General features: G+C 60.6%; 16 protein-coding genes. 14 read left to right on the top strand and 2 right to left on the bottom strand.

Features of this window, described 5'->3' with window-relative positions:
* The 4 genes from SGJ19_23550 to SGJ19_23535 form a co-directional block, all read left to right on the top strand.
* On the top strand, positions 1–663 hold a 663-nt coding region (locus tag SGJ19_23550), incomplete at its 5' end, for a carboxypeptidase-like regulatory domain-containing protein (GenBank protein MDZ4783233.1).
* 330 nt (positions 664–993) lie between these two features.
* Positions 994–5,928, top strand: coding sequence for a protein kinase (locus tag SGJ19_23545; GenBank protein ID MDZ4783232.1), 4,935 nt, complete (start codon positions 994–996; stop codon positions 5,926–5,928).
* 325 nt (positions 5,929–6,253) lie between these two features.
* Entirely contained in the window at positions 6,254–8,548 is a 2,295-nt protein-coding gene (locus SGJ19_23540; GenBank protein ID MDZ4783231.1) for a TonB-dependent receptor, read from the top strand.
* Between the two features lie 213 nt (positions 8,549–8,761).
* Entirely contained in the window at positions 8,762–10,582 is a 1,821-nt protein-coding gene (locus SGJ19_23535) for a phospho-sugar mutase (GenBank protein ID MDZ4783230.1), read from the top strand.
* A 7-nt stretch (positions 10,583–10,589) separates the two neighbouring features.
* On the opposite strand, the gene SGJ19_23530 is transcribed toward SGJ19_23535, so the two are convergent.
* Positions 10,590–12,038, bottom strand: a complete 1,449-nt coding sequence (locus SGJ19_23530) for a selenium-binding family protein (protein MDZ4783229.1) — start codon at positions 12,036–12,038, stop codon at positions 10,590–10,592.
* Positions 12,039–12,452: 414 nt separating this feature from the next.
* Between SGJ19_23530 and tssB the strand changes: the two genes are divergently transcribed.
* The 9 genes from tssB (at position 12,453) to tssF (ending at position 21,064) form a co-directional block, all read left to right on the top strand.
* Positions 12,453–12,974 (top strand): type VI secretion system contractile sheath small subunit, encoded by a 522-nt coding sequence (gene tssB / locus SGJ19_23525; GenBank protein ID MDZ4783228.1) that lies wholly within the window; start codon positions 12,453–12,455, stop codon positions 12,972–12,974.
* Positions 12,971–14,452: a type VI secretion system contractile sheath large subunit gene (gene tssC, locus SGJ19_23520; protein ID MDZ4783227.1), complete on the top strand. Its 1,482-nt coding sequence runs from the start codon at positions 12,971–12,973 to the stop codon at positions 14,450–14,452. Before tssB ends, tssC begins: the two co-directional genes overlap by 4 nt.
* 215 nt (positions 14,453–14,667) lie before the next feature.
* Entirely contained in the window at positions 14,668–15,207 is a 540-nt protein-coding gene (locus tag SGJ19_23515; GenBank protein MDZ4783226.1) for a type VI secretion system tube protein Hcp, read from the top strand.
* A gap of 166 nt (positions 15,208–15,373) precedes the next feature.
* Positions 15,374–15,913, top strand: a complete 540-nt coding sequence (locus SGJ19_23510) for a type VI secretion system tube protein Hcp (GenBank protein ID MDZ4783225.1) — start codon at positions 15,374–15,376, stop codon at positions 15,911–15,913.
* Between the two features lie 136 nt (positions 15,914–16,049).
* Positions 16,050–16,685, top strand: coding sequence for a type VI secretion system tube protein Hcp (locus tag SGJ19_23505; GenBank protein MDZ4783224.1), 636 nt, complete (start codon positions 16,050–16,052; stop codon positions 16,683–16,685).
* 159 nt (positions 16,686–16,844) lie between these two features.
* Positions 16,845–17,603 (top strand): type VI secretion system tube protein Hcp, encoded by a 759-nt coding sequence (locus tag SGJ19_23500; GenBank protein MDZ4783223.1) that lies wholly within the window; start codon positions 16,845–16,847, stop codon positions 17,601–17,603.
* A 51-nt stretch (positions 17,604–17,654) separates the two neighbouring features.
* Entirely contained in the window at positions 17,655–18,443 is a 789-nt protein-coding gene (locus tag SGJ19_23495) for a type VI secretion system accessory protein TagJ (protein MDZ4783222.1), read from the top strand.
* Positions 18,444–18,562: 119 nt separating this feature from the next.
* Positions 18,563–19,045: a type VI secretion system baseplate subunit TssE gene (gene tssE / locus SGJ19_23490; protein ID MDZ4783221.1), complete on the top strand. Its 483-nt coding sequence runs from the start codon at positions 18,563–18,565 to the stop codon at positions 19,043–19,045.
* A gap of 159 nt (positions 19,046–19,204) precedes the next feature.
* Complete coding sequence (tssF, locus tag SGJ19_23485; protein MDZ4783220.1) at positions 19,205–21,064, top strand: type VI secretion system baseplate subunit TssF; 1,860 nt, start codon at positions 19,205–19,207, stop codon at positions 21,062–21,064.
* 99 nt (positions 21,065–21,163) lie between these two features.
* On the opposite strand, the gene SGJ19_23480 is transcribed toward tssF, so the two are convergent.
* On the bottom strand, positions 21,164–22,855 hold the full coding sequence (locus SGJ19_23480; protein ID MDZ4783219.1) for an FAD-dependent oxidoreductase: 1,692 nt from the start codon (positions 22,853–22,855) through the stop codon (positions 21,164–21,166).
* Positions 22,856–23,559: 704 nt separating this feature from the next.
* On the opposite strand from SGJ19_23480, the gene SGJ19_23475 reads away from it, so the two are divergent.
* Positions 23,560–24,678 (top strand): hypothetical protein, encoded by a 1,119-nt coding sequence (locus tag SGJ19_23475; GenBank protein MDZ4783218.1) that lies wholly within the window; start codon positions 23,560–23,562, stop codon positions 24,676–24,678.
* Positions 24,679–24,904: the final 226 nt, after the last annotated feature.

Here is a 24,904-nt window from a genome sequence, read left to right as displayed (position 1 = left end):
TTGGCGAATCGACAGTTCGGCGCCGCTGGCCCGCATTCCGGCATCGTGCTCATCACGGCCGGCGGCGATAAGATCGGTCAGAGCGGCGCCAAGTACACGCGCCAACAAGTGCTGGAAGGTTATTACAAACGCCGCATCCCAGTGCATATTGTGGCGGTTGGCGCGTCGAGTGGAACCAAGGACGCTAATTGGAGCGACCTGCAGTTGATCGCGCGACGTTCCCAGGGCAGCTTTCAGCCAGTGACCTCGTCAAGCGATTTGCAGGACGCCGTCAAATTGGCCGTCAACGCCATCGTCCAAGGCGACGAACTGCCGGGCAGCGTCGATATCCCCCGCCAGGCGGAATCCCTGCCGCGCCCCGCCATGGCTACGCCGATTGGCGACACGCGCTCCTCGGGCCCGCCGCGGAACGCCGTGGTCGAAGGCGTCGTCCTGTACTATGGACGCCCGTTGCCGAAGGCCCGGGTCACCATCGAGGGATTGGCCGCTCCGGCCGCCGTGGCCGATTCCACCGGCGAGTTTCGCTTCAACAACGTCCCGCCAGGGCGTTACGAAGTGCATGTTATCGGCTCGGCCCACCATCAGCCCTATAGCGGCAAGTCCACGTTGATCGTACCGGAAAGTGGCGATGAACCGCTGTTCATGGAATTCGATCTTAACTAGCTCAGCCCGTTAGACTGGTTGCCAACAGCGTCCGGAGCAGGCCCGCAACCGAAGCGGCGCGCTCCGGACGCCTTTGTTTTTGCGCGGTGCTTGCGCCTTTTTCTTGGAATTCTTGGCCGTACCGGTAACACTTCCGGCCTTCTCGCGCCATTCCCTGTTGACGGACTCCGCGCGGCGACCTCCCGGCGCCCAGGTGATCCGCGCTGATGCCTGTTTCGCCGCGCCGCGCGCTTGTGGACAGGCGGGGTGACACGCCATAATCGGGAGTTGCGCCCGCTCCTTCCGTGGTCGCGACGGGCCGCCGTTTATTGAATCTCAGGACTCCGCCTCATGCGACTCCAAGTGGGTCAACGTGTGCTGCATTTCGTGTTGGAGCGCAAGCTCGGCGAAGGCGGCTTCGGCGAGGTCTGGCTCGCCAAGGCCGGCATGGCCCACACTGCGCTGAAGTTTGTCAGCGTGGCTGGCGAAGACCTGGAAAAAGGCCGCAAAGAGTACAACCGGATTCGCTGGGGCATCGAGAAAGGCCTCTTCAACCACGACCGCCTCATTAAGATGAACGGCGTCTGGTTGCTCAACGAGCAGATGGAGGACATTCCGGACGCAGTGCTGGAATCGGCGCTCGGCGGCCGGACGATGGAGCTCAAGGAAGCCGTCGTCGAACCGGACACCTTGCTCATCCAAATGGATCTCGGTCAGGAAAGCCTGGCCTCGCTGCTCAAACGCTCTCGTAAGGACGCGCGTGAGGGAGAACTCAAAGGCGTGCCGACCGAGCGTCTGCTGCCATTTATTTGGCAGGCGGCGGAGGGGATCGATTTCCTCAATACTCCGCGAACCGGCTACGACGGTCAGCCGGTTTCCGCGGTGTATCACTGCGACATCAAGCCGGAAAACTTGCTGTTGATGGACGACGGCAAGGTGAAGATCTGCGACTACGGCGTCGCCCGCATCGAAGGAAAAGCCAAAACGCGTTCGCCCAACGCGCTCTCGTTAGCGCATGCTTCGCCGGAGTTGGTCGACGATCAGCCTTGCGCGCAGTCGGATCAATACTCGTTGGCGATCACCTATGTTCAGCTGCGCACGGGCCGGCTGCCGTTCAAACCCGATGTCATCACCGGCACCTGGCGCACGGTAATGCGCGCCGTCGCCAGGGGCGACCTGGATCTCAACATCCTTGTCGATCCGGCAGAGCGCGCGGTGATCAAACGCGCCACGTCGTTGAACCCGACGAAGCGCTATCCGACCGCAATGGAGATGTCGGAAGCGTTATGGCGCGCCGTCAGTCCGGAAACGGTGCCCACCGGGCGGATTCCGCGACCCCCAGCACGTTCGTCCTGGAAATTCGGTTTGACCGCCGTCGCCGCAGTAGCGTTGATCGCGTTCGGCATTTGGTTTATGCGCAGGGACGGCGACTCGCCAGTGCCGGCTCCCGTTTCCGAGGACATCAATAACAAGCGCGGCGTGTTGCGGCAGCTCGTTCAGGACAGTACCGACTCGCCTCTCGAAGAATTGGAAGCATTCGACGCTCTGGAAGACGCCATCAAGTCCGCTAACGGCAGTTTCAATGTGTCGGACGGCAATGACCTGGCAAAAGTGTTGGAACGCCTCCTGGTTGCTGTCACGAGCAAGCTTGACGCGTCAAAGCTCACCGACGCAGAGCAGAACGATCTCGCGGCGAGCATTCAGCTCGCACAGAGATACGCGTCCCACAAGCAACTCCCGAGTGACAGCAGTTCATACGTCAACCGCTTCCGATTGGCCGGCGCGCGTTTGGAAATGCACAAGCAGTGGCCGCAACCTGAGGCGACGCCCCAATTGACGCTCCGGCTCTTCAATGGCGGCGATCCGATGCCGTCGGATCAGAATTGGACCAAACCGGAACTCGGTAGTCTGGCCGTGCTGGAGGCGTTGGAGCGTTGGCCCAGTGGCAATCAAACGCTGGATGTAAAGGACGTGAATGCCCTGATCGCCGTGATGGAGAAGGCGAAATCGGTCAAGAACTCCGCGGGGGCCGAGCAGGTTCGCTTTGAGGCACTCTGGAAAAAAGCGACGTCAGACGCCGCAGCGCTACTTGGACAGAATGGTTCGGAGTTGTCCGATGATTTGAAGAGACTCGCGAACCTATTCGAATTGTTCAACGTTCAGCGCCTCCTGACCGAAACCATGAGGCCGTTGAAGGCCGACAATGCCGCCGAAGTGAAGGAGCAGCTGCGGGAGCTGAACGAGAAAGCTCAGGATGAATCCCAAAAGCATGCGATCCGATGGGCCAACTCGCTCGTGGAACTTTTTGGCGACGCAGCTCGCGCGGAACTCGAAGTCCTTAAGAGCGGACTTCCAACCGCGACGCCGGAAGAACGGGCAATGCTTGCGGAGGTATTTGCCAAGCGTTTCGTCTCAAAGGCGGTGAACACTGAGGATCTGCCGCTTCTCGCCCTCGCGGCTGAAATCGCCAAGGAATTCGAGCCGTCGCTCCAGGCGAAACTCGTCGCGCAGCGCGTCGCTACGCGGTTGATGTTGCCGGAAAATGAAGGCAATTCCTGGCCGCAATGGTCGGCAGACGTTGAATTGGCGAACGAACTAGCCAAGGCCGCCGGCGCCGCGATTGACGGTGATGACAACTGGGTCGGCTACCTGCTCCTTCGATTGGCTCATGCGGAGTTGGCTGCGTTTGCCGCAGCGCCCACGTCCGCCAAGATCGACGCGGCGCGCACAGAGCTCGGAAGTATCAAAGCACAAGAATTGGGAGTCGCGGAGTTCGACAAGCAGTTTCGCGGCTATCGCAAGTATGTTGAAGCGGTGCTCGCCGCGACAAATCGGGCTACGGCGATCGCAGACCTGTATGGCGGCCCCGCGGACGGCATTCCCGCCTTGCTGTGGCCGACGAGGCGCGATCTGGCCGCGAGCATCTTAGTAGACGGCGCGCATGAGTTGCGCTTGCAGCCTGTCGAAGACCTAAGCCAGCCGCCGTTTCGCACCGAAGACGCCGAGAAGGCGAATCGCTTCATCCGTTGCATTGAACAACTTCAGCCCGGTGCGCCATCACCGGAATTGACGTCGCTCAAATTGCTGTTGGAAATCAGTAAACCCGATCTTATCCCCGAGGCAGTGATCGAGTTATTGGATTCGGCCTTGCCTGCGCAAGCCGAACAGGACAACGCTGACATCGCCCCATTGCTGATTGCCAGCGCGGTGGCGCATGCGGAGCTGCATCAAAAGAATTCCGCAGGGCCCGGCGCGGCAACCGCGGACGCCAAGGCTGCCGTGGAGCATTTCGCGCGCGCTTTCCATATTTATGACGCCTGGACCGCCAGGCGACCGGAAGATTTGGCGCGAATGAATGACCGCATTTTCCCCAGCGCGCGCAGCGTTTTGCAGCCCTATGTTCGTCTCGACAACCTGCCCGCCGACACGAAGTTGAAATCCGCTGTATCGCAGGTGGCCGCCACTTTGGGGCGCGCCTATATGACCCTCAGCAATGAGCGAATGTTGTCGCAACCCAATGAAGTGACATCGCGCGCCATCGCGGATTTGCTGCGCGTCGCGAACACGCTGTCGGCCGAACCACAGCAGGAATTGCTGAAGCTCGAGGGCGCCTGGCTGCGCGAGATGATGGTCCGCGGCGAAGGGGGCGTGCGAACTCGACTCGTGGAATTGAAGAAACTCGTCACGGGAGACGACCCCGAGAGCCTCGCCCTCCGTGGCATTGCGACGTTTGTCGAATACCGTCAGCAATCCGAGTGGCCGGGGCGCAAGAAAACTCTGGAGGAGTCGTTAACGCTATTCGATCAGGCGATCGGCGACTCGCCCATGGTAACGCTGCAGAATGCGCGCTATTTCCTGGACCGCGGCGGCGTCAATTTGCAGTTGGCGTACGTGCAGTATAAGGGGAAATCCGAACTGGGCGCCTCGGCTAAGTCGGTCAAGGATTACTTGGACGACGCAATCTCGGATGCGGACAAGGTGCTGGATGCAAATCAAATGTCCGAGCAACGGCTGATCGAAGCCTGCAACTTGAAGGGTAACGCCAGCGAAGACATGTACTTTTACGCGGCTGACGTTGGTGGCGATCGCATCAGCTTCCATCACATCAATGCGAAATCCGCGTTTGAAAGAGCAAATTCACTCGATTCATTTTCTCCTGACGCGGTTTTCAATCTCGCGCGATGCATTTATCGGTATGGTCGTGCGCAGCGACTCCACCAGGGCGCCGAGGAGTTTGACGACTTCAAAGTCCGTCGTGCGCTGGAAGACGCTAACGTGGCCATGAAGGAAGCCGTCAGGCTTTGGGCTGCTGCGAAAACCGAAAAGAGAGCGGAGGCGCTCTATTGGCATGGAGAAATCCTGGACGAATTGGCCAACGTGGTCCAAGGTAATGAGTCCATCGAAATGCAAGGGCAAGCCGATGAGCGCTTTGGCGAAGCTGCCGCGCTTGCCCGTGAACTTGGAGATCCTCGATGGTCGAGCTATCAATTTAAATGGGCTCGGATAGCGCTTGACCAAAAAAAGCGAGATCTCGCGAAATCTCGCGTGCAGGAAATCATCAACGCTTACACGGCGTCGGTGGAACCACCGGCGGGCGTGGTTCGTAAGGTCGACAAATCAGGGATGGCGGACGCGGTTTACATGTTGATCCGCCTCCAACCGACCGTCAAAGACGCTCGGGATGTTCTCAACAAATATGCGCCGACGTTTGACGGCCAGAGTCCTGTCGATCTGGCGTGCGAAGCGCGAATCCGCTTGGCGTTCGCAAACAGCCTCATTTCCAAGCCCGAACTTCATCCCGAGATGGAATCGGAAGCCACGCGAGTACTCGCTCTTACGGAACCGCCGAAGAATTACAACATGCGAGAAGTCTATCGGTCGCAGGCGAATAACTTGCTGGGACGGGCCTCGTGGATGAGCATCAAGCCAACGGACACGGACGTGCGGCAGGTCCAGCAGGCGACGCGCGCGGCGGATTTTCTTGAGGCCGGCATGAAAGATGTTGCCGCGCAAACCGACAGCGATTCGCAGGAAATCTGGATCTTCAACGCTTTTTTCTATAAGGACGCCGCCGCCCGCGTGGCGCTCAAAGCCACGGACAATGCCACGCGGACAAAGTACGTTAAGGCGTTCTATCAATGTCTCAATGAATTCGATCGTCGCATCGACGAATCGCTGCCAGGCCAGAAGCTGAATGACAAGCTTAAGGCGGAATGGAAGCGGCAGGCGGCCATCTACCGCGATAGGCTGAAGGAGCAGAAATTCCCGCCAGATCCAGGTAAATGACAGCAAGCCGCCTCTCGCTTCTGGCTTAGTCCGAAGACTTACCCCTGCCTTGCTGGCGGATTCTAAGGATCACGTTAAGTCTTACTGTGCGGCGCGCCGAGTAGAGACGTAGCGGAGAATCTAGGTCTCCGACGGCCGGCATTCCTGCGCGAGTAGTTGATTCCGCACCTGAGACGGGTGCTCGATTGAAATCACGCAGTGTCGTCACGGACGATGACGCCTGGGCAGTCTAGGCAAAGCTGGACCGTATGAATTTGCACGAATAGCTTCGGGGGGAGCAATGAGTGCTTGGAAACGATTCGGCGTTCTTTCTTGCGCCATTGCGTTGGTATCGGGATGGCATATCGCCGCTGGCGCGGCGGAGCCTGCTATTCGATCGCCGGTCGGCGGCGGCATCTCGGTGTCAAAGGGAAACTTCGTCGTACTGGTACAGGATACTACCGACCAGGAGTTCGAGGCGACCCCGGACGCATCGCCGATTGAGCAGCAATTCATCGGTGACGACGCCCTTCCGAATGGGTTCAACGATGACCTGAGTTTCGAGGATTCCGCAGCGGCGCTGACCGAAACCTTCGCACCTATCAGCGACACCGTGTCCGGCAGTCAGGGCGATTTGATGGGTGCCAACGACAGCGCCCAACTTCTCCAATACGCCTCCAGCGTCAAGACCGTTGAGGTGCAGCGTCGATCGCCGGTTTCGTTTGACCCGCGCATCCGCGGGTATCGCTTGGGCCAGGTCTACGCGCTGTATGACAGCGCGTACTATTTCCCGGTCCGGCAAGATCTCGATACGATGCTGAGCAAGTTCGATCCCTCGCTGATCGACGCCATCGTCGTGATTCCCGGCCCTTATGCCGTGCGCTACGGACCGGGCTTCAGCTTCCTGGACGTGATCGGCACGCAGACGCCGCGCTACCAAAACGGGCACGAATCGCATAGCCGCACCGGCATGACCTATCACGGCAACGGCGAACAGCTTTACGGCCGTGAGACCATCTACGGCGGCGGCGCCGACTATGGTTACATCATGAACTACGGCAACCGCAACGGCAGCGACTACCGCTCCGGCGGCGACACGATTGATATCCCCGCGACGTACCACAATCGCAACTACCTGGGACAATTCGGCTTCGATCTGTCGCCGGAAGACTCGGTCGAAGTCAAATACAACCGGCTCGATCAAAGCGACACCGAATATCCCGGCCAGTTCTTCGACGTCCGCTTCCTGACGACGGACGCCACGTCGGTGAATTTCGTCCATGCGGACGAATCCAGTTGCTGGACACGGTTTGCGATGAGCGGCTGGTATAACCGCACTCGGTTCGCCGGCGATACGTATAACGAAAGCAAAGACACTTTCAATGTCATCCCTCGCGTCGAAGCGGCGCTCGGCGAAGGCGCGAACACGTTCTTTGGCGACACCAGCGGCGACCTGATTTCATCCGGTGCGCGGATGTCGGCCACTTATGGCCAGGTCGACGATACGCAGCTCACTGTCGGTACGGACCTGCACTACCTGGAACAGAACATCCGCGAGCAGTTCGTCAGTCGCGGGAACGTGCCCTTCACGGGGATCAATACTGTCAACGGGGCGATCAACACCAATCTGCCGCGCTCGTTCTGGCTCGATCCGGGCGTGTTCACCGAGTTGTCCATTCCGGTGCAATCGTATTGGACGACTACGGTTGGCGCCCGCACCGACTTCAGCCGCACTTCGCTCCGCGAAGATGATGTCCGCACCAACACTTCACTCGCGGGGACGTACACGCAGAGCGACATGTTGTGGGCGGCTTATCTGACGAACCAAGTCGATCTCGCCCGGGGTTGGATCGGTCGCTTTGGTATCGGCTACGCGGAACGTCCGCCGACCTTGCTGGAACGTTACGCCGACGGCGTGTTCGTCGGACTGATTCAAAGCGGCTTCAGCCGCGTGGTCGGCACGCCAGAGCTGGATAAAGAACGCAACACGCAGATTGACGTCAGCCTGGAAGCCGACTACTGCTGCTGGCGCGGCAAAATCGGCGGCTTTCACGGCTGGGTGAACGACTATATCACCTACCAGGCCAACCGCGTGGTGGACCCGACCGGCGCTCAAGTGTTGAATACCGTCAACACTGACCTGGCGACCATTTCCGGCGCCGAGGTCAGCGGCGAGTACGACCTCAACCGCCGCTGGACCGTGTTCAGCTCCGCCCGCTATATCTACGGCCGCGATCAGGAGATTAACGCTCCGCTGCCGGGCATCTATCCCTTCGACAGCCGCTTCGGCGTCCGCTTGCAGGATCCATGCGGCGGCAAGCGTTGGGGTTCCGAGTTCTTTGTTCGCGCCGTCAACGATCAGGACCAGCTCGGCGATCTGCGAATCACCAACACGTCGGTCATCGATACGTTCGAATCGCGTACGCCCGGATTCACGGTCTACAACATCCGCGGCTACTATAACGTCAACGACAATTTCAACATCATCGGCGGCATCGACAACCTGTTCGACAAGCAATACCTCGAACACCTCGACCTCCGCATCGCCGCGCAGCCTGTATCGGGGCGGACCGACATCCCGCAGCTGCGCGTGCTTTCGCCCGGCTTCTCGCCTTACGTAGGCGCGGAGTGGACTTACTAGCGCCGGTCCGTGAAAAACTGGTCGATCTCGCCAAGCCCAGGGAAGGTCCTCGAGGCCGTTGCCATCGCCAACGACGTCGAGGACCTTCCCTGGGCTTTATTGGTTATCACCGCGCCCGACGCCCGCGCCCCTTTTCCTGGCCAAATCCATCGGCGACAATGCCCCCGCAGCGCCCGGGGCAACGTTGACACCGCCACGAGTGAGGGGTTGGAGATGGCATCGACGGTAGAGGAAGGCGCCGTGCGCGCCGCGTTGGCATCGCTGGATCAAGCGCTTCAACAAGGGCAACTCACCGCCGACGCGGTGAAAAATATCCGCGTCTGGCTCACCGAGCCTTGCTACGCCGAGTACACTCCGCAGGTCGTCGAGCATATCCAGTCCGGCAAGTGGAAGGCCCTCGACGACGTCTTCTGGACAATCATTCCGTTCGGCACCGGCGGGCGCCGCGGGAAGATGTACCCCATCGGCTCGAACGCGATCAACGACCGTACCATCGGGGAAAGCGCGCAAGGGCTCGCCGATTACGTGAAGCAATCGCAGACCGGCCCGCTATCCTGCGCGATCGCCTACGACACGCGCCACCGCTCTCGCGAATTTGCCGAGCTTTGCGCGGAAATCCTCGTCGCCGCTGGCTTTCAGATTTACTTTCTCGACGGCTATCGCAGCACGCCGGAGTTGTCCGTCGCTGTGCGCGTGAAGCATTGCTCCTGCGGCATCATGGTCACCGCCAGCCACAATCCGCCCAGCGATAACGCCGTCAAGGCCTATTGGTCCACCGGCGGCCAATTGCTCCCGCCGCACGACAAAGGCGTCATCGACGCCGTCGGCCAGGTGCGAGATATCGAGCGCGTGCCGTTTGCCGAAGCGCTGAAGTCGGGCCGCGTCGTATACTGCCAGCAGGAAATCGACCAGGCCTACTGGGGCGGCGTCCAAGCGCAAGGCACGCCTGGCCCGCGCGATTTGAAAGTCATCTTCTCCCCGCTGCATGGCGTGGGTGCATCGAGCGTCCTGCCGGTGCTGTCCGCCGGGGGCTTTAGCGACGTCGAACTGTTTGCCCTGCACGCGGAACCCAGCGGCGATTTCCCCAACGTCCCGGGGCACGTTTCCAATCCCGAGAATCCGCGAGTCTTCGACGCGATCATCGAACGCGCGCAAGCCACGGGCGCGGACCTGGTTATGGCGACCGATCCCGACGCGGATCGCCTCGGTGCGGCGACCCCCGTCACCCGCGGCGGCGGCTGGCAGACGTTCACGGGCAATCAAATCGGCGTGCTGCTTGTGGACTACCTGTTGGAGAACCGCAAGCGCGGCGGAGGGCTGACACCGCAGCACTATATTGTCAAAACGCTGGTCACCAGCGAGATGATTCGCCGCATCGCCGATAGCTACGGCGTCCGTACGGTCGGCGACTTGCAAGTCGGCTTCAAGTGGATCGGCGGCGTGATCGACGAACAGGGGCCCGAGCGTTTTCTGTTCGGCGCTGAAGAATCGCACGGGTATCTGACCGGCACTTACGCCCGTGATAAAGACGCCGCGGTAGGTGCGCTATTGCTGGCCGAGTTGGCAGCCAAAGTCAAAGCCGCCGGGCAGACGCTCCACGAAAAACTCGACTCGCTCTTCTGGCAGCACGGCTGCCATCAGGAAGGCGCGTTCAATCTCACGATGCCCGGCGCGGCCGGCATGGATGACATGCGGCGATTGATGTCCCGCCTCCGCGAAGCTCCGCCCCAGCGAATTGGCGGCCTGAAACTGCGTTCCGCGCGCGACTACCAAAGCCTGCGCATCATCGCCCCAGACGGCTCGACCAAACCGTTCGAGGGCCCGCAGGGAGATATGGTCATCTGCGACCTGGCGGCCGAAGGCAACTTCGTCGCCATTCGCCCATCCGGTACAGAACCCAAGGTGAAGTTCTATCTCTTCACGTATGAACCGGCCGAGCAACTCGCCAATCTCGACGACACCAAGGCGGAATTGCAAACCCGCCTCGCGGCCTTCGAAAAAGACTTGCGGGCGTTTGCTGCCGGCGCAACGTAGTGAAGCCCTACACCCAGATATCCGAAGTGCAGTCGCCCCCGGGGTAGCGCATCTCATGCGCCCGGGCCGGACCATGCGGTTCCTTACCAAAGTCGACGAAGAACTTCTCGTTGACCTTGAGCCCGCCTTTTTCGGTGTCGCAGTCGATTTGCAACATGAACGAGCCGGTTTCCGCCATCTTGGGGAAGAACTGGTTGTCCCAACTGCTGAACAGTGAACTGGTCACGTAGAGCCGCTTGCCGTCCAGGCTGAGTTGCAGCATCTGCGGGCCGCCAACCAGTTGCTGCCCGGCGATCTTGGGCGCTTTGCCCAGCACGCCGCCGATCCAGACCTGGCCGACGAGCTTTGGTTCCGCCGGGTTGGTGATGTCGTATTGGCGGATATCGCCGTGCAGCCAGTTGGAGAAATACAGGTATTTGTCGTCCATCGAAAGTAACAAATCCGTGATCAGACCAGGCACCGGGAACGGCCAGCCTTCGGCCTCAACCGGCTCGACGGCAATCACTTGCTTCGCTCCCCAGGCGTCCCCCTCCTGGTGCAAATGCCACATCGTGCTGGAGAGCGCTGCACCGACGTAGCCGTGCTTGCCGGTCGGGTTGTGCTGGAAGCGAACTTCCAATGGGATGCGACCGGCTTCGCCGAGATCCACCGTGTTGGTGATCTTTCGCGCTTCCCAGTCCCAGAAGTGAATCTGCTGTCCGAACTTGCCGGCGGCGACGTCGTCCAACTTGAAGCCGGCGGAAAAGGTCTTCGGAGCGGCCCATTCGCTGCTGACCATCACGTTGTGGCGCGGCTGGTACCAGAAGTCGTAGTTGTACTTCATCGCCGCCGCATCCTGCTCCCAGCGCCCTGCGATGTTGAAATCCTGGTCCAACAGTAAGAACCCGCCGGGGCCGTCCCCTTCGGCGTCCCCGAGCATTGAGATCATGATGTTTCCGTCCGCCAGGCAATGGACGGTGTGCGGTGCCGTCAGCCCGGTCTGCCGAACGATCTCGTCCCGCTCGATCACCTTGTGCAGCTTCGGCGGAGCGTCCTTTTTGCAACTTACGATATGAATCCGCGACGAACTCAGCCCCGGCACGATCAAAAACCGGCGCTCCATGTCCACATGCCCATGGCAGGAACTGCAGGCGTTCCAACCGAAATGGTGCAGTTCGTCCCCCAGCGTCGGCATCTCCAGGCGATGGACGACCTGGGAGTAGGTCGGCGAACTGGGATCGACGTCGACGGTGGCCAGATAGTCCGGCTGCTTAACGCCGGTCCCGACGTAGAGCGCGGTCGTGTAGAGCAGCTTCTCCGGAGGCGATTTCATCGCCTCCAGCGGCGTGGCGTAGCCCGGTCCGGCGCTGGCGCTGCCGCCGTGCTGATGGTGTTCGTGGGCCCCCAGCCACTGCGGCGTCGCCAGCGCAGCGGCGCTCAGTGCAGCGGAGGTGGAGAGGAATTCGCGGCGTTGCATGGCATGCGCTCCTAAACGGACTTCCGGTCGACCCGTGAATTCTAGCTAATCGGTTTCTCCCGCAGACGCTGAGTTTCGGCCAGGAAATTCGCTGAATTCGGCAACGCCTATGCGATGCGGACGGCCTGAAACGGCCGTGATGTCCGGGAAAAACCGATAGTTTCGGTCGCAATTCTTCCGCAAGTCCCAGCAATGTCGTATATTTTTCGGATGCTGGGCGAGCGGCAGTTGGGCAGTCGTGCGCCTAAGGATCGTTACGATTGCACCTATTATCCGAACGCCCCTGGTACGACACTCTGGGAAAATGACACACGGCGGGCCCAACCGGCCGTCTTGTTTTTCATAACTCCTGGCTGGGATGTAACTTCGCCCGCCAACTGACTTGGCAACCGCTCCTCGTGGAGAATCGAACTCATGGCTGAAAGCCTGCAACACAAGCTCGACCGCGTACGTCGACCCCGCGTCCAAGTGACGTACGACGTCGAAACCGGCGGCGCGATGCAAAAGACGGAACTGCCGTTCGTGGTCGGCGTCCTCGCCGACCTGTCCGGCAATCCCAAGGAAAAGCTGCCGGCGCTCAAGCAGCGCAAAGTGGTCAGCATTGACCGGGACAACTTTAACAGCGTGCTGGAAAAGGCCGCCCCGCGCGTGGCCCTCAAAGTCGACAACAAGTTGACCGAAGAGGGGGGCAAAGTGGGCGTGGAGTTGAACTTCAAGCACATCGACGACTTCGAGCCGGCCCGCGTCGCGGAACAAATCCCCGCGTTGCGTGAATTGTTGGAAATGCGCCGCCAGTTGGTGCAGCTCTCCAGCAAGATGGAAGGCAACGACAAGCTGGAAGAACTGCTCGCGCAGATCATTACAAACCCCGAGGCCGCGAACAAGCTGGCCGCCGAGATGGGACTCACCGCTGGTCAGAAAGAGGTGGCTGAATGAGTAGCGCTCAACAAGCAAAATCCGCCGCAGGCGCCGAGACGACCGAAGGTCTCGGCCTGCTGGATCAAGTGATTGCCGCGACGAAGCCGCAATCGAGCCAGGAAGCCGATCGCGCCAAGAACTACTTCAAGCAGTTCCTGGAGCAGGTCGTCACCCCGGGCCACGTGGTTTCGGCCGATGTGGAAGCCAACATCAAGAAGTGGATCGGCGAGATCGACAAGAAGCTCACCGTCCAACTGAACGAGGTCATTCACCACCAGGAATTCCAGGCGCTGGAATCGAGCTGGCGCGGGCTGCACTACCTCGTGCACCAATCGGAAACCGGCGAGAACCTGAAGATTCGCGTGCTGAACGTCAGCAAGCGCGATCTGTTCAAAGACCTGGAAAAGGCCGCTGAGTTCGATCAAAGCGCGCTGTTCAAGAAGATTTACGAGGAAGAATACGGCCAACTCGGCGGTCAGCCCTACGGGATGCTGGTCGGCGATTACGAGTTCGGCCGCTCGTCGGAAGACGTCAGCCTGTTGAAGATGATCTCGAACGTGGCCGCCGCGGCGCATGCGCCGTTCATTTCGGCCGCGTCGTCGAAGTTGTTCAACTTCGACAGCTTCACGGAGCTCTCCAATCCGCGCGATTTGACGAAGATCTTCGATAGCGTCGAATACGCGCAGTGGAAGTCGTTCCGCGAATCGGAAGATTCCCGCTTCGTCGGCCTGACGCTGCCGCACGTGCTGGGGCGTTTGCCCTATGGCGAGGCCTTCAAGCGCGTGGAGGAGTTCAACTTCGAAGAATTCGTCGACGGCAAGGACCACGACAAGTATCTCTGGATGAACGCCGCCTGGGCCTACGCCTCGCGGATGACCGACGCGTTCTCCAAGTACGGCTGGTTCGCCCGCAGCCGCGGCGTTGAAGGGGGCGGTAAGGTCGAAGGCCTGCCGGTCCACACCTTCCCGACCGACGACGGCGACGTGGCGATGAAGTGCCCGACGGAAATCGCCATCACCGACCGCCGCGAGTTCGAGCTTTCGAACTTGGGCTTCCTGCCGATGTTGCACGCCAAGGGGACCGACTACGCGGTCTTCATGGGCGCGCAGTCGTGCCAGAAGCCGAAGACGTACTTCGACGCGGACGCCAATTCCAATGCGGAGTTGTCGGCCAAGTTGAACCTGATCATGTGCACCTCGCGGTTCGCTCACTACTTGAAGGTGATGGCCCGCGACAAGATCGGTTCGTTCATGGAAGCTAAGGATTGCGCCGAGTGGCTCAACGACTGGATTCGGCAGTACTGCTGCGATCCGAACGGCGCCAGCGACGAGACGAAGGCCAAATACCCCTTGGCCGACGCGCGCGTCGATGTGCGCGAGATCAAGGGACGTCCCGGCTGGTACGAGGCGGTCGCCTACCTGCGCCCGCACTACCAATTGGAAACCTTGAGCACGTCTCTCCGCCTGGTGGCCGAAGTGCCGCAGAAGGGCGGTTGATCGAAAACGTCGGTGCGCCGGGGTCGAGCTTGCTCGGCCCCGGCCGCCCGACCAGGGCCGCGGCGACGGAAACGACGCACGCGGCGCTCGACGGTTCTCAACGCATTTGTTAGATTCACGCCCGGGTGGCAAGGCGGAAATGCCGCCGCGACCCGGCGCAGCGGTCAGGGCAGTCCAGGTACCCGCGCACCAGTGTAACGGAAAGGCAATTCACCATGGCGTTTGACGCATTCATCAAGTTCGAGCCGGCGGCCGGTTCCAGCGAGACGATCACGGGCGAAAGCACGGACTCCTCATTCGCCGGCAAGGACGGCTGGTTCGAGGTCAAAGAGTTCTCGTTCGGGATCGAGAACACCTTGAACATCTCCTCGGCCTCGGGCGGCGCCGGCGCCGGCAAGGCGGATTTCAAAGAATTCACTATCAAGAAGCAAACCGACAAGGCCTCGCCCTTGCTGGCCGCCACGTGCGGCAAAGGCGGCCACTACAAGGAAGTTCAGTTGTTCCTGCGGAAGTCCGGCGTTTCGTCCGGCGAAAAGTCGGGCGGCGTTTACTTGGAGTTCCACTTCAAGCTCGTGGCCGTCAAGAGCATCGAATGGTCCGGATCGTCGGGCGATGACGTGCCAGAAGAGTCCGTCGTGTTCGAGTACGGCGCGCTGAAGATGAAATACTTTCCGCAAACGAAAGACGGCACGCTGGGCAAAGTGGTCGAACGCGCCTGGAACAAATTGACGAACTCCAACAACTACGACGCTTAGCGTCGTGGTTCGACGCTCGCCGGCGCAGGGCGAGCAGTCTCCTGCTTAGATGAACAACTCGGAATCGACAAAGTCATCTCCGCCGCCAAACGGCCCGTGCGCCTGATCGACCTCGCGTGCGGTTCCCAGCTTCCAACGACCCAGAAAAACACAAAGGCACCCGTACATGGCATTTGATGCATTTCTCAAATTCGAACCGGCCGCCGGCTCCAGCGAAAAGATTGAAGGCGAGAGCACGGACTCGCAGTTCTCCGGCGACAAGGGCTGGTTCGAAGTCAAGGAGTTCTCGTTCGGCATCGAAAACACTTTGAACATCTCCTCGGCTTCCGGCGGCGCCGGCGCCGGCAAAGCGGATTTCAAAGAGTTCACCATCAAGAAGCAAACCGACAAGGCCTCGCCGCTGCTGGCCGCCACCTGTGGCAAGGGCGGTCACTATAAGGAAGTGTTCTTGCACCTCCGCAAGTCGGGCGTCAAGGCCGGGGCCGTCTCGGGCGGCGTCTACCTGATGTTTCACTTCAAACTCGTCGCCGTCAAAAGCATCGAGTGGTCGGGTTCCTCAGGCGACGACGTACCCGAGGAATCGGTCGTGTTCGAGTACGGTGCGCTGCAGATGACGTACTTCCCGCAAAAGAAGGACGGCTCGTTGGACAGCAAGGTCGAGCGCGCCTGGAACAAGCTGACGAACTCCAACAATTACAACGGCTAGTTCGTCGCAGCATGCAGTATCGAATTGAACGCTTCCCGGCGCTCGTTCCCACGGCGCCGGGAAGCGATTGTTCTTCGCCTTTCGCGGTGCGAAGGGAGTCTCTGGCGAACCCGTCTCAGCCCGTTCTCGAGTACCCATGGCGAACGAAGTTTGCGACGGATTCCTGAAACTCGTCCGCGACGGCCAGCCGCTCAAGGGTGAATCCTCCGACGTGGATTTTAAGGACATCATCGAGTTGTTGTCCTTCGAATTCGGCTCCTCGCAAAGCTTCGAGGACGACTACTACGCCGTGCAAAAAGTCTCCGATCGCCGCCAGTTGGGTATGGAGCGAATGCGGGGAGAGGTCGGCGGCAAGGGCGTGAAGGCGATGGTGCAGGGTTTCGAGAACCTGCAGAAATTCGAGGGAAAAGACCTTTCCGAGGAAGACGCCTGTCAGTTCAAAATCACCAAGCTGCTGGACTGGTCGTCGCCGGATTTGTTCCAAGCGTATTGCAGCGTGCAGAATCCCGAACGCAAGATCGTGTTCGATAGCGCCCAGGTCAGCATGCGAAAAACGACCGGCGGAAAGTCGAAGACGTATCTCGAATTCCATTTTGGCGAAGTGGCCGTAGCCAGCTATTCCATCGATATCAGCGGCGACGCGGCCTTCAAGGAGACCATCTCGTTCTCGTTCGGCCGCTGCCGGATGGAATACAAGCCGCAAGATAAAGCCGGTGGCCTCGGCACGCTCATCCAGGCCGGCTGGAGCTTCATCGATCGCGGAGAATGGTAAGGGAGGAGAGTAGGTGGAGAAGGAAGTAGGTGAAGTAGTTAGCAGGAATGCGTGCCGTTCTGTCTCCTCGCCTCGAATACTCGATCAATTCCTTGCTGCCGCCTACGACTGAATACTGAACACTGAAAACTTCAAACTCACCCCTCAAGCCTCCCGCCCGTGGCAGAAGCAATCGACGCCTTTCTCGAGTTGACTCCCAACGGCCCGCCGGGCGGGAAGATGCGCAATCGCATCGCCGGCGAGACGGCGGACGTTAAGAAAAAGCGCTCCGGCAACGACCCCGCGGCGATGGAGGTCACGCAGTTCACGTTCGCCAATGCCAAGGCGCTGGCGGCGATGAAACAGCAGGAAGAGATGCAAGAGTTGGCGAGTTCTCGCGCCTCGGCGTCTGGCGACGAGGCGACGGAGATGAACCTGCCGACACTCGGCAAATCGACCACCGCGCGCACCGGCAAGGCGGAAGAAGATTACCGCTTTCAAATTCGCAAGCAAGTCGACATTGCTTCGCCATTCTTGATGCAAGCGTATTTCAGCAACTCGTTCCGCGGCATGCGGCCGGAATACAACGACTTCCAGCAAGCCAAACTGACGTTTCGCAAGACGGACGCGCGCGGGCCGAAGACGTATCTGACGATCCTGTTCACCGATGTCCACGTCGTGGGCTACCAGCTAGAAACCGACGGCAAGGCCCCGCCCGAAGAAACCGTCGACTTTTGTTTCCAAACCTGCGAGATGATTTATCGGCCGCAGGAAAAAACCGGCGTGCTGGGCACCAAGAACATCAAGGGCTGGGACTTCCGCAAGCAGGCGGACTACACCAGCGGCGGAGGCGGCGACGATCCGCCGTCCGCCGATGAGCCCATGCTGCAGTCCTCGACGCCTCCACCAGCGCCGCCGCGTCCCCCGGCGAAGCGCTAGTCCGCCAAAACCAATTGCCATCCCGAACACCCACGCGGAAAGTGACTCGCCATGAACGCACACGAGCTGTTTAACGCCGGCCGCTTGTCCGAGGCCATCGAGGCCCAACTCGCCGACGTCAAATCCAATCCCGGCGACCAGGGCAAACGCCTGTTCCTGTTCGAATTGTCGGTCTTCGCCGGCGACCTGGACCGCGCCACGCGACAGATCGAGGCCCTCAAGTACGACGATATGGAACTGCAGATCGCGGCAAAAAACTACCGCGACTTGCTGGAATCGGAGCGGAAGCGCCGCCTCGTGTTTCAGGAAGGCACGCAGCCCAAGTTCCTGTTCGAGGCCCCGGAACATGTCTTGCTGCGGCTGGAAGCACTCCGCCAGCTCCGCGCCGGGCAAAACGAACAGGCCCAGGCCACGCTGACCACGGCCCGCGAAAAGGCCCCGCCGGTCAAAGGCACGTTGAACGAAAAGCCGTTCCAGGACCTGTGCGATTGCGACGATTTGCTCGGAACGGTCTTGGAGGTAATGGCCAAGGGAGAGTATTTTTGGGTGCCGCTGGAGTTTGTTTCCACGATCGCCATGAATCCGCCCCGCTTCCCCCGGGACCTGATTTGGGCGCCGGCGCGGCTGGAAACCCACGGCAGCGAGTCGGGCGAGATTTACTTGCCGGCGCTGTATGCGAACTCGTTCGAACACGCGGAGGACGCCGTGAAGCTGGGCCGCACCAGCGATTGGGTCGAAACGCCCAACGGCCCCATCCTCGGCCGCGGCGGACGCATGTTCCTGCTGGACGAAGGCTCCGTCCCGATGCTGGAATGGCGCGAGCTGATTGTGGACGAGTAGTGAGGATGGGGAGAAGGAGCAAAGGAGTGATGAAGCGAAATCGCGTGATAATACAAGGACGTTGGTAAAGAAGCCATTCTTTACTCCCATTCTCCTCGACTCCCTTACTCCTCCCACCCATGGCCAAAACCGCCGCGGAACAAGGCGTCACACCTTCGCTGCTCGATCGCCTGATCGACCCCGAATCCGCCGGCACGCAAAGCCGTCGCGGCTACGGCATTGAGCAAATGGTCGCGGTGGTGCGCCGTGATCTCGAGGAACTGCTCAACACGCGGCTCGGCACGATCCACTTTCCGCCCGAGTATCCGGAATTACAGGCCTCGCCGTTGACGTTCGGGCTGCCCGACTTTGGCTCCGTGAAGACGGCGTCGCCGCAAAGCCGCCAGGCGATCGGCAATTCCATCGAACAGATCATCGAACGCTTCGAGCCGCGACTGGTCGACGTCCGCGTCCTACTGGTCAGTGACCCGCGCGGCGCGGATCAACTCGCCGTCCGCTTTCAGATCGAAGCCAAGATGCGCATCGCACCATTTCCCGACGTCTCGTTCGAAACCATCATGGAACTAACGACCGGCTCGGCGTCTGTGAGAGAGACGAGGTGAGGAAGAAGTAGGTGAAGTAGTTAGTAGGTGAAGTAGAGAAGAATTGAGGCAACGATTCTCTTTGTCATCGACTTACCACTCCACTTACTCCACCTACTAACTACTCCACCTACTTTGCCTTCTCACTACTCCACCTACTAACTACTCCCCTACTTCCCCATGTCCGAATCCCTCTACGGCTACTACGAACGCGAGTTGGTGTTTATTCGCCAGTTCGCGCAGGATTTCGCGGCGCGGTATCCCGCGGCGGCCGGGCGGTTGTTGCTGGAGCCCACGCAAAGCGGCGATCCGCACGTGGAGCGGTTGATCGAGTCGTTCGCGCTGTTGGCGGCGCGGATTCATCACAAGCTGGACGACGAATTCCCGGAGTTGACCGACGCGCTGTTGAGTGTCGTCTACCCGCACTACCTGGCGCCAATTCCGTCGATGTCGATCGTCCAATTCGAGTTGGACGCCGCCCGCGGGCAGTTGCCGGAAGGCTTTCTGATCAATCGCCACAGTCAATTGCGCACCGCGCCGGTGAATGGTACGCGTTGCCGGTTCCGTACCGGGTACCCGGTTACGCTCTGGCCGTTGAAGCTGGTGCAAGCGTCGCTGGAAACACCGCCGTTTCCGCGCGAGTTGTCGCCGCCGCGCCGCACCGCCGCGGCGCTGCGATTGCAGTTCGAGTGCCAGCCGGGCGCGAAGTTTTCGGACCTCTCGTTGGACCGGCTGCGGTTGTTCCTGTACGGCGACAACCATGTGACATCGTCGCTCTACGAACTGATCTTCAATCACACCACGCAGGTGCTGTTCCGTTCGTTGGACGCCGGCAGCGAACTGCCGAGCGTCACGCTCAGCCCGGAGCAAGCCTTGCACCAGGTGGGCTTCGGGCTCGACGAAGGGCTGCTGGAGTATCCGCCGCAGAGCTTTCTCGGCTACCGAATGCTCAGCGAGTTCTTCGCTTTCCGGGAAAAATTTCTGTTCGTCGATGTCGACGGTTGGCGTCAGGTTTGCAAGTCAGGCTATCAGAAGAAGCTCGAACTGGTCCTGTTCCTGAATCAACAGAACAATCGCCTGGCGGAGTGGATCGACGCCTCGACGTTTCAGATGCATTGCACGCCGGTGGTGAACCTCTTTGAGCAGACCGCCGAGCCGGTGCTGTTGACACAACGCAAGCACGAATACCGGGTCGTGCCGGACGTGGCTCAGCCGTTGGGCACCGAAGTCTATGCGGTCAACGAGTTGGTGAGCATCGACCCGGTCACGTCGGCGGTGAAACAATTTCATCCGTTCTATTCGTTCCATCACGCGTCGCGCCGCCGCGATGGCCAGGCGTTCTGGTATACCGATCGACGCCCGTCGAACTTGCCGGACGACCGCGGCACCGACGTGTACTTGCACCTGGTAGATCTCGACTTTCAGCCCACATTGCCGGCGGAGTCGACGCTCGTCGTGCGCACGACGTGTACGAATCGCGACCTCCCGGCGCAGTTGCAGTTTGCTGGCGAGCGGCTGTACTTCGAATTGGATGGCGCCGCGCCGCTCTCGGGCATTCGTTGCCTCAAGGCGCCGACGTTGCCGCTACGGCCGCCGCATCGCGAAGGCCGCTATTGGGGATTAATGTCGCACCTCTCGCTGAACTACCTGTCGCTCTCCGATCCCGTGCAGGGGCGCGAAGCGCTCTGCGAAATCCTCCGACTCTACGACTTTAGTGATCCCAACGCCGGCCAACAGCAACTGGCGGACGTCACGCGACAAATGATCGAAGGCGTTTCGGCGATTCACACGCGTCGCGTCATCGGCCGCGCCGGCGGCGACTTCGCCGGCGGATTCTGCCGTGGCGTCGAAGTCACGGTCGAATTCGACGAACAAAAATACGTCGGCACCGGTATCTTTCTGTTCGCTTCCGTGCTCGAGCGCTTTCTGGGGCTTTACGCCGCCGTGAATTCGTTCACTCAATTGGTCGGCAAAACCACGCAATCTGATCAACCCTTCAAGCGCTGGCCCCGCCGGGCTGGGGAGCAAGCGCTGGTCTAGCGCGAAGGTTCACCACGGAGGCACGGAGAGAATTACTGTGGGACGTTGCCTCCCAGTTGAAAACATGAGGCTGTGAAACAGCGTCAGGTTCGACGTCCATTACAACGGCCTCAGCCGCGGCCATTCCAGTTCCAAGCCTTGATCGCGAAGCTTCGCTTGGAAATCCGCGAGACGCTGAGCGTTGGCGCGGATGGCGCGCGGACGTTCGCCAGTGCGCAGGCAGTGCGCAGCCAAGGCGCCCGCCGCTTCGCCGATGTTCCATTCCACGGGATGCAGGCGATACGCCCCGTTGGTGACATGCGTTACGCCCAAGTTCTTGCCGCCAGGCAGCAGGTTATCCACGCGGACTGGCAGCAGCGCGCCCAGCGGAATCTGGAAGGGCAACGAACTGAAATCGATGTAGTTGTCGCCGCCGGTGCTGGGGTGCAGGTCGATGCGATACGCGCCGATTCCCACCGAATCCGCGAACGTCGCCGCGCTCACCGACTCTGCCGGCAGGCCGGTCTCTTTCATCCTGGCGTCGGCGCCGACGTGTTGTTCGAGCGCCGTGAATTCCGCGCGAATCCGTCGCGACTCGCGAATGTAAGGATACTTGGCCAAGCCATCACTCGTGCCGACCAAGTCCTCGCGCAAGCGCAATCCCTTCCACCCAGTTCCGCCATCCGGGCGGGGCGCTTCGGTTTGCAGCCAGTAAATGAGCGACAGACTCAATTGCTTCGCGCGGCGGATGTGGTTGGCGCGTTCGTTAGCCGGCACGCCGACGAGCGGCCCGAGCCAATAGTCGTTCATCGGCCAATTGACGAGCGTCACGCCTCCGCCATAAGTGCCGGCCGCGAAGTTAACGGGGTCGGCGATGCGGCGATAGACCCAGAAGTTCATGCCATCTGTGTCCCCAGCAGGGTTGAAACCGGTCCGGCGAACTTCGAGCGTCTTCGGATCGGAGCAGGCGAGGCTCAGCAGCTTGCCCGGCCACGCCGGTCGCAACTCGGGCGAATAGTCCCGCCAAAACGCGTACTCGGCCGGTCGTTCAATCGTGTGGTCTTCGCCGTCGAGGTAATCCATTGCGAAGCAACAGGTGATTGCCTGCTGGTTGAGAGGATCGGCCGTTGCGGCGGCGTGCGGTTCGCCGGTTTCCGCTTGCGATTCGGCGCCGACGACATGTTCGACGTTCGCCAACGGCAGCAAATCCCCCAACTCCGTCGCGTCAATAAAATACGGGGCGACGAGCGTGCGTAAGTCTCCCGAATCACGATCGCGTACCTGGATCGCCCGTACACGATCGCCGTCCACCTCCGCCGAAATTGGCTCATGATTCAACAGGATCCGCAATCGGCCACTGCTGACATGAGGCGCAAGCATCTCTTCCAACACAGCGAGCGCCACCTGGGGTTCGTGGCACAGCCGCGAAACGCCGCCATTGCCAGGGTTGAGCCGCACGCGGGCGTAAGCATCCGGAGTCAGGGGGTAATGGCGCCGATAGTAGTCGCGGACGAAGTCGCGAAATTGCCGGTAGGACCGCGTGCAACCGAAACTCTCGATCCACGGATGCTCGTCCGGCGGCACGGCCTGCTGCGTCAATTGTCCGCCAATCCAATCGGTCTCCTCGGTCATCACGACACGCAGGCCGGCACGCGCGGCAGCGAGCGCCGCAGCGCAACCTCCTACGCCGCCGCCGACGATCGCCAGATCGGCCCCGAGCTCACGCTCCGCTCCGAGGATTTGCCGCGGCACGATGCCGGCACAGGCGAACGCGCCAGCGACGGCCAATTGGTGAAACTCGCGACGCCGCATAGCCATTCCTCGCCTGATGCTTCATTTTTCGAGCGGGTTGAACCGCCCAGTATGCTCCCGGCCCGGCGACATTGCTACCAATGAGCGCGTGATCCGTGCCGCCGAGAAATGCGGGCGCATCCGGGGGAGGAAACCACACCAATTGGCCCGCTTTTCCGCCCAAGAAGGGTGATGCGCCGGCGAATTACTGTACGGATCGCTCGATTGGACTTGACACCCACAGCCGTCGGCATAGGATGAAAACTGACGGCGGAACGCCTTTGCTCTGCAGCCTTTGTGCCCTCCCACCCGAATCGGGCGGCCCGTCGTCAGCGTTGTTTCGCATGTGCCTGTTGTATCGAACGTGAAGGTCGCCAACAGAATTTGCTGGAATCGCAAACTCTTCTGGTTTCCCAGCGTAGAATTTCCAGGCGGAATACTGCGAAATCGCGTGGAACCACCGAGCAGAGCAGTCCCACCTTTGATTTCGCACCTGGATCTGGATTGAGCGCAGCGCGCCCCACGCCGTTCCAAGTTTGAGTCGCGGAGACTCGTGGAACGATCCGGACCTTTGTCTCGCCCAAATTGGCGAACGCCGTCCTGCCCCCCGGGTAGGCCGCCTGGCGTTCGAGGTTTGGTGCTCGGCACTGCAAATCAGGTTATTTGGCACCGGAAGCCAACGCGTCCCCGCGACGCGGTAGGTGATCCAAACAGGGAGCACGAAGATGAAATTGACCCGTAGCACTTCCGTGTTGGAATACAAACTGGTGTCCAGCTTCGAGAACGTGCGCAAGAAACTGTTGCAGCCGAAATTCGCCGAACGGCTCGAAAAGCCGCTCGCCTATTGGGCGCTGCCCGGCGATCGCCGCCTCCCGTTGGCCTTCATGGGACGGACGCTGCGCGACTTGCTGGATACGCCGTTCGAAGAGCTGTACGCCACGCCCGGCATCGGGCAGAAGAAAATCCACTCGCTGGTTGAACTGCTCGGCCGCGCCTCGAAGGATCAGCCTCTGGGGGCCTTGGTCCCAGAAATCGAGACGGTCGAAGCCGTGCTCCCGATCCAGGCGGCTTTCGCCCTCGGCGAACCGTTGGACCCAGGCATCGTTTCCGAGGCCCTCTGGGAGCAATGGCGCGGCAGCGTCCGGGACTTCGGCATGGGCCGCGAGACCCTCGGCCGGTTCGCCCTGTCGCTGGAGAACCTTCCGCGTGTTATCTGGCAGACGCCGCTCGATACCTACGTCGGGCTGACGTTGGACGAGATCCGCTCCCTGAAAACGCACGGCGAAAAGCGGGTCCGGGCCGTGATCGAGGTTTTCGGCTCCCTGCACGCGATCTTGGCGCGTGTCGGCAAGCAGAAGCACCTGGCGATCAAGATCATGCCGCAGTTCGCGCGAGATCTCGAATATTGGATCGAAGGCGTTATGAACCGGGACAGCCTGCCAACGCCCGACGAGATGCTGACTTCATTCGTCGAACCGCTGATGGCGCAAGCCCGGATCGACGCTGGCGAACAGATTTCCAAGCTCGTCGAGAGCCGTCTGGGCCTGAAAGGCGCGAATTCCAGCGTGCGGCAAGCCGCCAGAAAAATGGGGCTGACCCGGGCTCGCGTGTATCAACTACTCAACGAAGTCGCGGCGGTGATGGATGTGCGCTGGCCCGAAGGGCGTCCGCTCGTGCATCGTCTGCGCGACAAATTGCTCTACGCTACCGGGGGGCGTGCGGAATACGCCACGTTCCTGTCGACCGTGGAATTGTTCTTCCCGCGCGGCAACCGCGGCGAGGAATCGAACGTCCTGGAAGGCTCGATCGAAGCCTTCGACGATACGGACGATCTGGACGAGTAAGTGAGAATTGCCACGCGAATTGCTTGCGTTGATGGCGGAAGCAATTATGCTGAGCGGTGTTCTCACTGTAGCTGCAACGACGGCCGGGGGTGGCTCTGGACAAGCCCTCCCGGCCGTTCTCTATTTCCGGGTCTTCGCCAGAATCTGTGGGTGAATTGACGACGAGTTGGCGGGGCGACGGTTGGATTTTATGAGGCATGGCAGGGTGTTCAAGGGTTGGGGAAGC

Source organism: Planctomycetia bacterium (assembly GCA_034440135.1).
Lineage (GTDB): Bacteria > Planctomycetota > Planctomycetia > Pirellulales > JALHLM01 > JALHLM01.
Note: the sequence above shows the minus strand (reverse complement) of the source record. Positions and strands in the feature narration are given on the sequence as shown.

Coding starts and splice junctions, on each gene's coding strand:
- SGJ19_23480 (MDZ4783219.1), bottom strand. CDS start 22,855: ATGCGGCGTCGCGAGTTTCACCAATTGGCCGTCGCTGGCGCGTTCGCC.
- tssF (MDZ4783220.1), top strand. CDS start 19,205: ATGTCCGAATCCCTCTACGGCTACTACGAACGCGAGTTGGTGTTTATT.
- tssC (MDZ4783227.1), top strand. CDS start 12,971: ATGAGTAGCGCTCAACAAGCAAAATCCGCCGCAGGCGCCGAGACGACC.
- tssB (MDZ4783228.1), top strand. CDS start 12,453: ATGGCTGAAAGCCTGCAACACAAGCTCGACCGCGTACGTCGACCCCGC.
- SGJ19_23545 (MDZ4783232.1), top strand. CDS start 994: ATGCGACTCCAAGTGGGTCAACGTGTGCTGCATTTCGTGTTGGAGCGC.
- SGJ19_23530 (MDZ4783229.1), bottom strand. CDS start 12,038: ATGCAACGCCGCGAATTCCTCTCCACCTCCGCTGCACTGAGCGCCGCT.
- SGJ19_23510 (MDZ4783225.1), top strand. CDS start 15,374: ATGGCATTTGATGCATTTCTCAAATTCGAACCGGCCGCCGGCTCCAGC.
- SGJ19_23505 (MDZ4783224.1), top strand. CDS start 16,050: ATGGCGAACGAAGTTTGCGACGGATTCCTGAAACTCGTCCGCGACGGC.
- SGJ19_23475 (MDZ4783218.1), top strand. CDS start 23,560: ATGAAATTGACCCGTAGCACTTCCGTGTTGGAATACAAACTGGTGTCC.
- SGJ19_23535 (MDZ4783230.1), top strand. CDS start 8,762: ATGGCATCGACGGTAGAGGAAGGCGCCGTGCGCGCCGCGTTGGCATCG.
- SGJ19_23495 (MDZ4783222.1), top strand. CDS start 17,655: ATGAACGCACACGAGCTGTTTAACGCCGGCCGCTTGTCCGAGGCCATC.
- SGJ19_23515 (MDZ4783226.1), top strand. CDS start 14,668: ATGGCGTTTGACGCATTCATCAAGTTCGAGCCGGCGGCCGGTTCCAGC.
- tssE (MDZ4783221.1), top strand. CDS start 18,563: ATGGCCAAAACCGCCGCGGAACAAGGCGTCACACCTTCGCTGCTCGAT.